Source organism: Pseudoalteromonas sp. TAB23, assembly GCF_000498075.1.
Classification (GTDB): domain Bacteria; phylum Pseudomonadota; class Gammaproteobacteria; order Enterobacterales; family Alteromonadaceae; genus Pseudoalteromonas; species Pseudoalteromonas arctica.
On record NZ_AUTP01000299.1, the window covers coordinates 24339 to 37845 of the forward strand.

The 13507-nt window shown below is 39.6% G+C and carries 14 protein-coding genes and 1 pseudogene (1 of these 15 running past the window's edge); 11 read left to right on the plus strand and 4 right to left on the minus strand.

Annotated features, from left to right (window positions below; all coding sequences use genetic code 11):
* From L654_RS01000000126425 to L654_RS0118820, 4 genes and pseudogenes are all read right to left on the minus strand, one after another.
* Positions 1–470: pseudogene (locus L654_RS01000000126425) on the minus strand (MFS transporter) (it extends 918 nt beyond the left edge of the window).
* Positions 471–520: 50 nt separating this feature from the next.
* Positions 521–1141: a peptidylprolyl isomerase gene (locus L654_RS0118810; RefSeq protein WP_010555196.1), complete on the minus strand. Its 621-nt coding sequence runs from the start codon at positions 1139–1141 to the stop codon at positions 521–523.
* A 2-nt stretch (positions 1142–1143) separates the two neighbouring features.
* Entirely contained in the window at positions 1144–1704 is a 561-nt protein-coding gene (locus L654_RS0118815) for a YajG family lipoprotein (RefSeq protein WP_024608761.1), read from the minus strand.
* Positions 1705–2847 carry a methyltransferase gene (locus L654_RS0118820; RefSeq protein ID WP_010555194.1) on the minus strand — a complete coding sequence of 381 codons (1143 nt, stop codon included), beginning with the start codon at positions 2845–2847 and terminating at the stop codon, positions 1705–1707.
* 42 nt (positions 2848–2889) lie between these two features.
* Between L654_RS0118820 and L654_RS0118825 the strand changes: the two genes are divergently transcribed.
* The 11 genes from L654_RS0118825 to nqrM all read left to right on the plus strand — a co-directional run bounded on the left by L654_RS0118825 (position 2890) and on the right by nqrM (position 13056).
* Positions 2890–3501, plus strand: a complete 612-nt coding sequence (locus tag L654_RS0118825; protein ID WP_007584884.1) for an alpha-ketoglutarate-dependent dioxygenase AlkB — start codon at positions 2890–2892, stop codon at positions 3499–3501.
* Between the two features lie 62 nt (positions 3502–3563).
* Positions 3564–3875 carry a BolA/IbaG family iron-sulfur metabolism protein gene (locus tag L654_RS0118830; protein ID WP_007584885.1) on the plus strand — a complete coding sequence of 104 codons (312 nt, stop codon included), beginning with the start codon at positions 3564–3566 and terminating at the stop codon, positions 3873–3875.
* A 107-nt stretch (positions 3876–3982) separates the two neighbouring features.
* A complete protein-coding gene (gene fabV, locus L654_RS0118835) occupies positions 3983–5176 on the plus strand; it encodes an enoyl-ACP reductase FabV (protein WP_007584887.1) in 1194 nt (397 codons plus the stop codon).
* 629 nt (positions 5177–5805) lie between these two features.
* The gene (locus L654_RS0118840) at positions 5806–7149 is read left to right on the plus strand and encodes a Na(+)-translocating NADH-quinone reductase subunit A (RefSeq protein ID WP_024608762.1); all 1344 of its coding nucleotides are present in this window, start codon (positions 5806–5808) and stop codon (positions 7147–7149) included.
* A 4-nt stretch (positions 7150–7153) separates the two neighbouring features.
* Positions 7154–8356, plus strand: coding sequence for an NADH:ubiquinone reductase (Na(+)-transporting) subunit B (locus L654_RS0118845; RefSeq protein WP_007584889.1), 1203 nt, complete (start codon positions 7154–7156; stop codon positions 8354–8356).
* Positions 8349–9101, plus strand: a complete 753-nt coding sequence (locus tag L654_RS0118850; protein ID WP_007584890.1) for a Na(+)-translocating NADH-quinone reductase subunit C — start codon at positions 8349–8351, stop codon at positions 9099–9101. The genes L654_RS0118845 and L654_RS0118850 overlap by 8 nt, the downstream gene beginning before the upstream one ends.
* Positions 9101–9733, plus strand: a complete 633-nt coding sequence (locus L654_RS0118855; RefSeq protein ID WP_007584891.1) for an NADH:ubiquinone reductase (Na(+)-transporting) subunit D — start codon at positions 9101–9103, stop codon at positions 9731–9733. The genes L654_RS0118850 and L654_RS0118855 overlap by 1 nt, the downstream gene beginning before the upstream one ends.
* Before the next feature lie 10 nt (positions 9734–9743).
* Positions 9744–10352: an NADH:ubiquinone reductase (Na(+)-transporting) subunit E gene (gene nqrE, locus L654_RS0118860; protein ID WP_007584892.1), complete on the plus strand. Its 609-nt coding sequence runs from the start codon at positions 9744–9746 to the stop codon at positions 10350–10352.
* A gap of 19 nt (positions 10353–10371) precedes the next feature.
* A complete protein-coding gene (gene nqrF / locus L654_RS0118865; protein ID WP_007584893.1) occupies positions 10372–11601 on the plus strand; it encodes an NADH:ubiquinone reductase (Na(+)-transporting) subunit F in 1230 nt (409 codons plus the stop codon).
* A gap of 109 nt (positions 11602–11710) precedes the next feature.
* Positions 11711–12742 (plus strand): FAD:protein FMN transferase, encoded by a 1032-nt coding sequence (locus L654_RS0118870; protein ID WP_024608763.1) that lies wholly within the window; start codon positions 11711–11713, stop codon positions 12740–12742.
* 101 nt (positions 12743–12843) lie between these two features.
* A complete protein-coding gene (gene nqrM, locus L654_RS0118875; protein WP_007376137.1) occupies positions 12844–13056 on the plus strand; it encodes a (Na+)-NQR maturation NqrM in 213 nt (70 codons plus the stop codon).
* Positions 13057–13507 lie beyond the last annotated feature (451 nt).

The following is a 13507-nucleotide window of genomic DNA, read 5'->3' on the forward strand; positions in this document are numbered from 1 at the left end:
GCTGCCGCTGTTGCTTTGTGAGATTCGTTTGCTTTAAGTGTGTCTATTCTGAATGCATCAATAGCAATGTCTTGCGTGGCAGACGCAATGGCAATTAACAAACAAATTGCAGCAACAATTGCTAAATTAGCTTTTAAATCAAGCCCAGCTAATAATAAGGTGCCAATAAAAATAAAGCTCTGGCAAAATAGTATCCAACTACGACGTTGGCCTAGCCATTTATATAAAATAGGGAGTTTTGTACGATCGATTAAAGGCGACCATAAAAAATTTATACTGTAAGCGCCAAATACAATGCCGAATAGGCCAATCATGCTGCGGCTTAGCCCTTCATCCTTTAGCCAAGCCGACATAACAGAGCCAATTAATACCCACGGAAAACCGCTACTCATACCAAATATAAAAATATGGATTAAGCGTTTGTCTTTAAAGTAAGAAAAATATTCGCTAATAGAGAGAGATTTGCTCATAGGGCCTTCATTGGCTTTGATGCAGAGCAGCTAAGCTGCTCTTAAATAAATTACAGTGGAACTTGTTCAAGCATTTTAATATTTAAGATGATCACCGGTTTTTTAGGAACAAAATCGTAACCAATCTTTTCATTAAACCCTGTTTCAACAGCCATGATCTTATCAAGGGTATCGTAGCCATCCATTACATTACCAAATACTGCAAAACCCCAATCTTTCCCTGGATTTAAGTGATCATTATTATCCATGTTAAAAAAGAATTGGCGTGTTCCCGAGTGCGGTTCACGGTCCTGATACGCCATAGCAATGCTATACATATCGTTTTTTAAACCGTTACCGCTTTCATTAAAAATAGGGTCATTTTCGTGTAAGCCATCGTAATCTTTATCGTAGCCGCCACCTTGAATAACAAAGTCGCGGTCATTTTCCACATCGCGCTCAATACGATGAAAAACACTGCCTTGATAGCTCTTATCTGACACGTAAGTTAAAAAGTTATTGACCGTAATGGGTGCTTTTGAACGGTCCAGTTCAACAACAATACTGCCCATCGTTGTTACGATTTCGACGCGTGGAAAAATATTGTCTTTTTGCACAAAGCGGCCTTCTTGGGCTGCCAAGCTACTTACACTAAAAAATAGGCCTAAGCAGATTAAAAAAAGTCGTTTCATAGTTAACCTTCTAAAAATTCTATTAATTCAGGGTCAGATACAATGCGGGTAATAATTTGCTCAGTCAACTTATTGAGCTGACCTTCTATTTTTACTCGCTCGTGACTAAACGGACCTTCTAAATTAGCACTGCCTCTATACACTTTACTAAAATTACTTGAGGCGCGAATAACGCGCACGCCAAGCTCTATATGGGCTTCGCTGGTATGGCTCACAAGTTTTTCGGTCACAACAGCCTGCAGTGCATGAATATCTACTTCAAAGCGAACAGTTGCCAAGTTAGAAATGCTGGCACCATTGCGGCTAAGGGCGCTGTCTAAAACACTTTTAACTGATTCAGTAAGACCTTGGCTTGCAAAGGTTTTAGTTTTGTCTGATTCAATAAGTTTAAGTGTTGACGAATCGCCACGTAAATCAATTACACTGGTGCTTAAGCTACTATTTATAGTGCTTATTTGACCACTTTTATAAACAGGATTGAGTATTACTTGGCTAGGCTGATTCGCACAGCCACCAAGTATTAGTAATACACAACACCCAATTATAATGTTTGTTAATTTCATTTATAGCATTCCACTATTTTTAGTTGCACTTAGAACGACAAACTTTTTGTTTGAGCCTAATAACTTACAGTTTCCGAACATACGGTTTAATTTATCGTGATAATCTAAATGACGATTACCAATAATACGCAGCTCGCCGCCTTCTTTTAAAGTATCCTTTGCTTGTTTAAACATTTGCCAAGCAATGTGATCGGTAACAGCTTGAGCTTGGTGAAATGGAGGATTACAAAGCACCATATCCACACTGTCTCTTTCAAAGCCTGTTAAACAATCGTTTTCGATGAACTCACAGTTATCAAACTTATCGCCTAGGTTAATTTCTACATTTAACCGGGCTGACTCTACTGCCATGTAAGACTCATCAACAAAGGTAATTGATGCATTAGGGCAGCGAGCAAGCGTCATTAATCCAACAACGCCGTTACCACAGCCTAAATCAATAATGCTTTTAGCTTTTGGTGTTTCTGGTAAGTAGTTAAAAAAGAAGCGCGCACCAATATCCAACGAATCACGCGAAAACACATTTGCATGATTTGTTATATTAAACTCAGTACCTTCAAGCTCCCATGTTATAGGGAAGTCTGCTGCTTTATATCCGCCTTTAGCTGTGCTTAATATAAGACGAGACTTTTTAACTGCTAGGCTTGTTGTTGTTTCACCAATAAATTGCTCAAATGATTTTATTGTTGAATTATGAATTTCTTTTGTTTTACCTGCGGCAATTACTGGCGTACCAGGTGCAAGTACTTCACTAAGTTCACTTAATTGGAACTGTAAAAAACCCACATTACGAGGGATTTTAATAAGTACTAAATCAACATCCTCTGGTAATGCCGATAAACTATCTACTTGCGTAAACTCTGCTGTAGGTAGCTTGTTTTCTTGTAAGTTATAAGCCGCAGCTTGGTGGCTAATATAAGAATCATTAACTGAACAAACCGTTAACTTATTAAAATAACAAGCAAGTGCACCAAAGCTATCGTTTAAAATAAGCAATGAGCGACAATCTGGGTGATGTTCGTTAACATAATTGATAAGGTACTCATCTGCCGAATCCCACGCTTGTAAGCTGCGGTTTTTTTGATCCAATGGAAAGCGTTCAAGAGTAAAGGTTTTATCGCCTAGCTGGGCTTGCGTCGTCATAATGGTTCGTTGATCAGTAATCTAATGTAGGTAAATTCTAACATGCAACGGCAAAACGCCAACCCCCAACAGTTACCAAATGGCTTTTCTTATCAAAGTAGGGCACTTAGTGCACAAAAAAGCCTCGATCTATTTTATTATTTGCAAAAAAACCTACGTTGGCAGCAACCCGATGTAACCGTTTATGGCAAAACGGGGCCTATTCCACGACTGCAATGTTTCATGAGTGATTTAAATATTGAATACGGCTATTCAAGTAGTAAGCAAATAGTAGAACCATGGGATGAATTGTTACTTAATATGCGAAAGCGTTTAGAAGCACATTTAGACCAGCCTCTAAACTCATTGCTCGTTAATTATTACCGAGATGGTAATGATACGATGGGATGGCACAGTGATGATGAAATAGAGCTTGGTGATAAACCAACAATTGTGTGTGTCTCTCTAGGAGCTGATCGTGTTTTAAAGTTAAAGCACAAGGCGAGCAATAAAGTAACCGACTTAAAATTACAAAGTGGCAGCTGTTTAATAATGAATGGACATAGCCAACGAGATTATCAACATGCAATACCTAAGCAAACCACGCTTGCGCATCCGCGAATAAGTTTAACTTACCGATTTATAAAGCACATTAAGCAAAAGCAATTTAGTTAGCCAATCACTGCGTTAAATTGTTATAGTAAGTGTATAAATTAGCTAATTAAAACGGTCTTTTTATGTCAATGCAGCAACAGATCCAAGAAAAAATAAGCAACGCCATTGCGTGTAAACATTTAAACGTGATTAACGAAAGCCATATGCACAGTGCTGGCACTGAATCACACTTTAAAGTAGTAGTGGTTAGCGAAGGTTTTGCGGGTAAGCGTTTATTACAACGTCATCGCGAAATTAATGAAATTTTAAAAGATGAGTTAGCAAATCATATTCATGCACTCGCTATTCATACATATACACCCGATGAGTATGCAGAGCAGGGCGGTGAAGCGCCTGATTCACCCAATTGTATGGGTGGCTCTAAAATTAGCTAAGTAATGTTTTAGAGTATTTGATGAGTGTTTAACTGATCAGATCAGTGTTTTTAGTATTAGCCTTTAAACTAGCGCTAATTTTTATTGTAAAAGATATAGGATGATCAATGGTCATTAAGCCTAAAATTCGTGGATTTATCTGCACAAACGCACACCCAGCTGGTTGTGCAGAGCATGTTCAAGAACAAATTAACTATGTAAAACAACAAGGCGCATTAAAAAGTGCACCAAAAAATGTATTAGTTATTGGCGCATCAACAGGCTACGGCTTGGCATCGCGCATTACTGCTGCGTTTGGTGGTGGTGCTAAAACATTAGGTATTTTCTTTGAAAAAGAAGGTACAGATCGTAAAACAGGTTCTGCTGGTTGGTACAATACCGCTGCTTTTCAAGAAGCTGCAGACGAAGCGGGTCTTTGGTCTAAAAATATTAATGGCGATGCGTTTTCTAACGAAATCAAGCAAAAAGCAATCGACACTATTAAAGCAGATTTGGGTAAAGTAGATTGTATTATTTACAGCCTAGCGTCTCCTCGTCGTACTGATCCAAATACAGGCGAAGTGTTCTCATCTACACTTAAGCCAATAGGTAATGCAGTAACCACTAAAAACTTAAATACATCAAAGCGTGAAATTGATGAAATTACGGTTGAAGCTGCAAATCAAGACGATATCGACAACACTATTAAAGTAATGGGTGGTGAAGATTGGGAAATGTGGATTGACGCATTAAAAGAAGCCGGTGTACTTGCCGATAACTTTAAAACTACAGCGTATACTTATATTGGTAAAGAGCTAACATGGCCAATATACGGACACGCTACTATTGGTAAAGCTAAAGAAGATTTAGACCGTGCAACGGCTGCTATTAAAGAATCAACAAAAGATTTAAATGGTGAAGCGTATGTTTCATCACTTAATGCAGTAGTGACACAAGCAAGTTCTGCTATTCCTATTATGCCGTTATATATTTCTGCTTTATTTAAAGTTATGAAAGCAGATGGCACATATGAAGGCACCATTGAGCAAATTCACGCATTATTTAGTGAAAACCTATATGGTGAATCGCCTCGCTTTGACGACGGTGGGCATTTATTCCAAAACTATAAAGAGCTAGAAGATGATGTGCAAGCACGCGTTCAAGCTGTATGGGATAGTGTTGATACAAGCAGCATTGATGAGCTAACAGACTATGTTGGTTACCATAATGAGTTTTTACGCTTATTTGGTTTTGGTATAGACGGTGTTGACTACGATCAAGACATAGATTCAGTTAAGCCAATTGCTAATATGATTGACTAACAGAACTTAGGGCCTGTTTATCTTTCGAGTTTAAATTTGCAGCAGTCTGTTTGGTATTTAGGCAAGGCAGAGCCTATGTAGTGTGGTTATTCCCCATAAATGGGCGATAACGTAGCATTAATGCCAAACAGGCGCTGCCCAAAGGGTTCTGCCTAGGGGCTATTTACTCTTTGTTGCTCGGTTTTTACTTAGCCCACTAGGTTACAAACCTCACGCCGCGATTAAATAGCCCCTAGATTGAACAAATTTTAATCCTGAAAGGTCAACAGGCCCTAGTTATTAAAAGCCGCAATAGCGGCTTTTTTTGTATTATGCGATTTGTTTAATTTGCGATGAAATCAGGAACGATAATTGCTTAGGCTACCACTTTGGTCTACCTTGATTTTTATTTAAATCACTTAACAAAACTAAATAAGTGTTTCTGTCGTATAATTTTCATAAATACACTCGCATAGTCATCTAAAATGATGTTAAAATCTCGACAATATGTGATGAGTTTTACTACGTTGCTTGTTTGATATTTCTAGCAAGCTGCTCTTTTGTACCTTGATATAACTTGGAATAACTCAAATGGCGACGTGGTTGATACGATTTTTCAGTTTCTTTCCTTTAATGTAATGCAAGTGCGTATGATCAATATAAAAAAAGGTCTGGATTTACCCTTAGAGGGCGCGCCACAGCAAGTTATACATGACGGTTCTGCTGTCAAACGTGTAGCTGTGCTTGGCGAAGAGTTTATCGGTATGCGTCCAACCATGCATGTTCGTGTGGATGACCAAGTCAAAAAAGGCCAGGTACTTTTTGAAGATAAAAAGAACCCAGGCGTCCTATTTACTGCTCCAGCTTCTGGCACAGTAAAAGAAATAAATCGTGGTGCTAAACGTGTGCTGCAATCTGTTGTTATTGAAGTAGCAGGCAGTGAGCAAATCACCTTTGACTCTTTCAAAGCAGACGAGCTTGCGAGCTTAGAGCGTGAAAAAGCCAAAGAAGTACTTATCCAGTCTGGTCAATGGACAGCACTTCGTGTTCGCCCATTCAGTAAAGTAGCGGCTGTGGATGCAAATCCTAGTTCTATTTTCGTGACCGCAACTGACACAAACCCATTAGCTGCAGATCCTGCAGTGATAATTGCCGAAAATGCGCAAGCATTTGAAGCGGGTCTTGCTGTTATTTCGCGTTTGACCGATGGCAAAGTATTTGTGTGTAAAAAAGCAGGTAGCCAAGTTCCTAGCTCATCTATAGCTCAAGTAGAAGTACATGAGTTTGGTGGTGTGCATCCGGCTGGCCTCGTTGGCACTCATATCCATCATCTTGATGCAGTTTCTGTTAGCAAACAAGTTTGGCATATTGGTTACCAAGACGTTATTGCGTATGGTCACCTATTCCTTACTGGTGAAATTTACACAGATCGTGTTATTTCGCTTGCAGGTCCTCGCGTTAAAAACCCACGTTTAGTGAAAACACAATTAGGTGCTTCATTGGATGATTTAGTGGCTGGTGAGCTAGAAGACGGAGATAACCGCGTTATTTCTGGTTCTGTTCTATCAGGTTCTATTTCAAACGGTGTTCATGCATTCTTAGGTCGTTACCACGTTCAAGTATCTGTTTTACTTGAGGGTCGCGAAAAAGAATTGTTTGGCTGGATTGCACCAGGTAGTGATAAATTCTCTGTAACGCGTACATTCCTTTCTCACCTTGCGCCGAGTCGTTTATTTAAAATGACAACGTCAACAGGTGGTTCAAAACGTGCCATGGTACCAATTGGTAGCTACGAGCGCGTAATGCCGCTAGATATTTTGCCTACTCTATTATTACGTGACTTAATTGCACGCGATTTAGACAGTGCAATTTCATTGGGCGCGCTTGAACTTGATGAAGAAGATTTAGCGTTATGTACCTTCGTTTGTCCAGGCAAATACGAGTATGGTTCTATCCTACGCGATTGCTTAACTACGATCGAGAAGGAAGGCTAGAGAGATGGGTTTAAAAAAATATCTAGAAGATATCGAGCCGAATTTTGAAGCCGGTGGTAAATATGAGAAGTTTTATGCACTGTATGAAGCAGCTGCAACTATTTTTTATACACCAGGCTACGTAAATAAAGGCGCGACACACGTACGCGATAATATCGACCTAAAACGCATGATGATTTTAGTGTGGATGGCGACGTTCCCAGCTATGTTTTTTGGTATGTTCAATATCGGTCATCAGGCCGCAGGTGCTTTAGCACAAGGTTTTGAACTAGCAAACACGTGGCAAGTTGGTTTGTTCCAGTTATTCGGTGGTGAATTAACCGCTGATGCAGGCTGGGGCGCTAAGATGTTCTATGGAGCATGTTTCTTCCTACCTATCTACGCGGTAACATTTGCAGTAGGTGGTTTTTGGGAAGTAATATTTGCTTCTGTGCGTAAGCATGAAATTAACGAAGGTTTCTTCGTTACTTCAGTATTATTCGCACTTATTTTGCCTGCAACGATCCCTTTATGGCAAGTTGCGTTAGGTATTACGTTTGGTGTAGTAATCGCTAAAGAAATCTTTGGTGGTACTGGCCGTAACTTCTTAAACCCTGCTTTAGCCGGTCGTGCGTTCTTATTCTTCGCATACCCAGCTCAAATCTCGGGTGACACAGTATGGACAGCAGTAGATTCTTTCTCTGGTGCAACTATGCTAGGCCAAGCTTTCATCGGGCAACTAGACTTTGCAAACATGGAATTATGGTGGAATGCGTTTTACGGTTTCATTCAAGGTTCTGTAGGTGAAACATCTACACTTGCATTGTTAGTAGGTGGTTTGTTCTTAATTTACGTTCGTATCGCTTCTTGGCGCATCGTACTAGGTGTATTCCTAGGTATGGTAGCAACTGCATTTTTACTAAATGCTGTTGGCTCAGAAACTAACCCTGTATTTGCAATGCCTTGGTATTGGCATTTAGTACTAGGTGGCTTTGCGTTTGGTATGTTCTTTATGGCTACTGACCCTGTATCAGCTGCATTTACTGACAAAGGTAAATTGGCATATGGTCTATTAATTGGCTTTATGGTGGTTATGATACGTGTTGTGAATCCTGCTTTCCCAGAAGGTATGATGCTAGCAATCTTATTTGCTAACTTATTCGCTCCACTGTTCGATCACTTTGTAGTGCAGGCTAATATTAAGCGGAGGTTGGCACGTAATGTCTAGTAATAACGAATCAATCGGTAAAACGTTATCAGTTGTTGTAGCACTATGTTTAGTGTGTGCAATCATTGTATCGTTTGCTTCTGTACAGCTTCGTCCTTTACAGCAAGCTAATAAAAACAAAGATATTCAAAGCAATATCTTGGCTGCTGCGGGTATCGATAAAGTTGAAAATGTTTTAGAAACATTTGATGCAAAAATCGAAGCGCGCGTTGTAAACATGACTACAGGTGAGTTTGTAGATACAGACCCAACAATTTTTGATTTTGAAAAAAGCAAATATGATGCAGCGCTAAGTGTTTCTCTTCAAGAGAAAGGCGTTAAAGATATTGCTGGTATTCAACGTGTGACTAAAGAGTCGCCGGTGTATATCTCTAAAAAAGAAGATGGCTCAGTTGATGCAATTATTCTTCCTATCCAAGGCTACGGCTTATGGGGCTTAATGTACGGTTTTATCTCGCTTGAAAGCGACGCTGAAACAGTTAAGAGCATTATCTTTTATAAGCATAATGAAACCCCAGGTCTAGGTGGCGAAATCCAAAATCCACAGTGGACTGCTACATGGGAAGGTAAAGAACTTCCAATTCAAATTGTTAAAGGTACTGCGGGCAATGATGAGCATAAGATCGATGGTCTTTCAGGTGCTACATTAACGTCTAACGGTGTTGATCATGCAGTTGACTTTTGGACTGGCGAAAATGGCTTTGGCCCTTTCCTTGCGAAAGTACGTAAAGGAGCGTTGAAATAATGGCTGATACTAAAGAAATGAAGGCGGTCCTATTTGGTCCGGTTTTAGCTAACAACCCAATCGCACTACAAGTACTTGGTATTTGTTCTGCGCTAGCGGTAACGTCTAGCTTAAAAAATGCGTTAATCATGTCAATCGCATTGACATTAGTAACTGCATTTTCGAGCTTCTTTATCTCGCTTATTCGTAACCAGATCCCATCATCTGTTCGTATCATCGTACAAATGACAATTATTGCATCGTTGGTAATCGTTGTTGACCAAGTATTACAGGCATTCTCTTACGCTACGGCAAAAGAGCTTTCTGTATTCGTTGGTCTAATTATTACTAACTGTATTGTAATGGGTCGTGCTGAAGCATATGCGATGAAGTCGCCACCAATTATGTCTTTCCTTGACGGTATTGGTAATGGCTTAGGTTACTCTGTAGTACTACTTACTGTTGGTTTCATTCGTGAGCTATTCGGTAAGGGTTCACTATTCGGTGTTGATATTATCCCATTAGTACAAGATGGCGGTTGGTATCAGCCTATGGGTCTATTGATCTTACCACCGAGTGCATTCTTCATCATTGGTTTATTCATATGGGTACTTCGTACTTATAAGAAAGACCAAGTAGAAGCTAAAGCGTAAGGGGCAAATAGTGGAACATTATATTAGTTTATTTGTAAAAGCCGTTTTTATTGAGAACTTAGCGTTGTCATTCTTCTTAGGCATGTGTACTTTTTTAGCAGTATCTAAAAAAGTAACTACATCAATTGGCCTAGGTATAGCGGTTATAGTTGTATTGGGTATTTCTGTACCTGTTAACAACTTGGTTTACCATGCGGTACTTGCACCAGGTTCACTTACTTGGTTAGGTTATCCAGATGCGGATCTTAGCTTTTTACGTTTCTTAACTTTCATTGGTGTTATTGCAGCACTTGTGCAAATTCTTGAAATGGCATTAGATAAGTTTTTCCCTGCACTATACAACGCATTAGGTATCTTCTTGCCACTTATCACAGTTAACTGTGCAATATTTGGTGCGGTATCTTTCATGGTTGAGCGTAACTATGACTTCGGCGAGTCTGTTGTCTATGGTATTGGCGCTGGTGTTGGTTGGGCGCTTGCAATTACATTACTTGCAGGTATCCGTGAGAAACTGAAATATTCAGACGTACCAGATGGCTTACGTGGTTTAGGTATTACCTTCATCACTGTTGGTTTAATGGGACTTGGCTTTATGTCATTCTCTGGTATTTCACTGTAAAGGGTAGCGAGGATAAATCATGGATTATCAGATTTTCTTAGGCGTTGGTGTTTTTATCGCTATCGTTGTACTACTAGTTTTAGTGATCATTGGTGCTAAATCTCAGTTAGTTGCAAGCGGTGACATCATCATCGGTATTAATGGCGATAAAGACAAAGCCATTACTACATCAGCAGGTAATAAGCTTTTAAGTGCATTATCTGAGTCAGGTATATTTGTATCATCTGCTTGTGGTGGCGGTGGCTCTTGTGGTCAATGTCGTGTACACATTAAAGAAGGTGGTGGTGATATTCTGCCAACTGAGCTTGATCACATTTCTAAAGGTGAAGCCCGTGAAGGCTGTCGTTTAGCGTGTCAGGTAAATGTTAAAAACGACATGGAAATTGAGCTTGAAGAGTCAATTTTCGGTGTTAAAAAATGGGACTGTGAAGTTATCTCTAACGATAACAAAGCAACGTTCATTAAAGAACTTAAACTGCAAATCCCTGGTGATGAGTCAGTGCCTTTCCGTGCGGGTGGTTACATCCAAATCGAAGCGCCACCTCACCATGTTAAATATGCAGATTTCGATGTTCCTGAAGAATATCGCGGCGACTGGAATCATTTTGGTTTCTTCGACCTGGAGTCAAAAGTAGACGAAGAAACAATTCGTGCATACTCAATGGCTAACTACCCAGAAGAAGAAGGCATCATTATGCTTAACGTGCGTATTGCTGCTCCGCCTCCAAGAAACCTAAGCTTGCCATGTGGTAAAATGTCTTCGTACATTTGGTCACTTACAAAAGGCGACAAGGTAACTATTTCAGGTCCATTTGGTGAGTTCTTTGCTAAAGACACAGATGCAGAAATGATCTTTGTTGGCGGTGGTGCTGGTATGGCGCCAATGCGTTCACATATCTTTGACCAACTTAAACGTTTGAACTCTAAACGTAAGATGAGCTTTTGGTATGGTGCACGTTCTGAACGTGAAATGTTCTACGTAGAAGATTTTGACGGCCTAGCCGCTGAAAATCCTAATTTCGTATGGCATACAGCACTTTCAGATCCACAACCTGAAGATAACTGGGAAGGCTATACTGGCTTTATCCATAACGTGTTATTTGAGAACTATCTTAAAGATCACGAAGCGCCGGAAGATTGTGAGTACTACATGTGTGGTCCTCCAATGATGAACGCGGCAGTTATTACTATGCTTAAAGATTTAGGTGTTGAAGACGAAAATATCTTACTAGATGACTTCGGTGGCTAACACTAATACCAAAACAGTTTAGTTTTGGTTAAAATACCAGCCTCGTAGCACTTGTGTTACGAGGCTTTTTTTATTCTTTAATTTTATCAATCTATTAAGTAGAGCTGTTATGAATCGAGTAAGTACTTCACAAGGCATAATGGCCTTTTTACTAATCACACTGACCTTATTACTGTCTGGGTGTGGCGAAAAACCAGAGTCGAGGGAAACCTTTTTAGAAGGTAAGACTATGGGCACCACTTATCATATTAAATATTACGATGAGCAGGGCCAGCTATCAGCTTCACAATTACAGCTGCAAATAGACGCTGTTTTAAAAGATGTGAATCAGTCTATGTCTACTTACATAGAAGACTCTGAAATAAATACATTTAACAGATTACCAGCAAATCAAGTTATGCCAATTAGCGAAGATTTTAGGGCTGTTATCAGCGAGTCTATTCGCTTAGGCGAATCAACTAAAACACTCGATGTCACTATGGGGCCTTTAATTGATTTATGGGGCTTTGGTCCTGATAAAAAACCAACCAATCGCCCAAGTGATGAAGAGCTTGCAACTATGGTTGAAAAAATAGGTATTGATAAACTTATTTTAGATGAGCAAGGACTGTCTAAAACAGTTAATGGGTTAGAGCTTTCGTTTTCGGCAACGGCTAAAGGCTATGGTATTGATAAAGTAGCGCAGTTATTAGAAAGCCATAGTATTACCAATTACATGGTTGAGATTGGTGGAGAGCTGCGTATAGCAGGTGAAAAGCCAAATAATCAGGATTGGAAAATTGCGATTGAGCAACCAGATGCGCAACCTGGAGAGCGAAAGGTACACCGTGTTTTATCGCCAGGTACAAACGGTATTGCTACGTCAGGTGATTACCGTATTTTTTATAAAATGGATGGCGAGATCTATACTCATTTAATTGATCCCGTGACCGGCATGCCTATTAAGCACGACTTAGTGTCGGTAACTGTGCTTCATCCAAGCGCTATGACGGCAGATGGTTTAGCGACTGCACTTACTGTGATGGGTATGGAAAAAGCGCAAGCATACGCTCAGCAGCACGATTTACCGGTATACTTAATAGGTAAATCAAATGAGGGTTTAGTTACTTATTCAAGCCCTGCATTTAAACCTTATTTGTAGTATGGTGCTGGCTTGTTTATTTTCGCGTTATTTGGGTATATAATAGCAGTCGCTCAAAAATGTTTGAGTTTAATTAATTGCTGATCAATAGGGGCTAAGCAATGTCACTTTTTCTTCTTACTTTTGGCTTACTAATTTTGATAGTTTCGGCTATGGCCGTTGGTATGATCGTGCAAAAAAAATCTATGGCAAGCAGCTGTGGTGGTTTAGGTTCGGTTGGTATTGATAAAGCCTGTGATTGCGATGATCCATGTGATAAACGCAAAAACCGTTTAGCAAAAGAGCAAGCCTGGAAAGAAAACCAAATTATTTAAGTCCGCCTTAAATATTAAAAAGCGCTTTATAGCGCTTTTTTTGTGTCTGTAAAACTGCTTAACTCGATAGCTTCTAAAGTAATCCAATCTTAATGTATTAGACAAACGTCTATAGTTTAGTTTTTTTCACCTATTAGGTTTATTTTTCTCGTTTGTCAAATTGGAGCTAACACTCTAAAGTTTAACCATAGACACAGAGCAAGGCTCTCGTCATAAGCTTGAGGCAAGTTAGCCTCGCTTAAAAGAATCTTTATATTGTGTGTGAAGATGTTGTCAGTGTGAAAGGCAACTCAAGTTCGGTGGATTCACTTCTACAGAAAAGAGTTTGAGTTGTTTTTATTTCCTTTCAATGCCACGTAATGTAAGCCATGAATCTTTATATTGTGTGTGAAGATGTTGTCAGTGTGAAAGGCGGCTCAATTTCGGTGGTGACTGAATTTGAGCTGTTTTT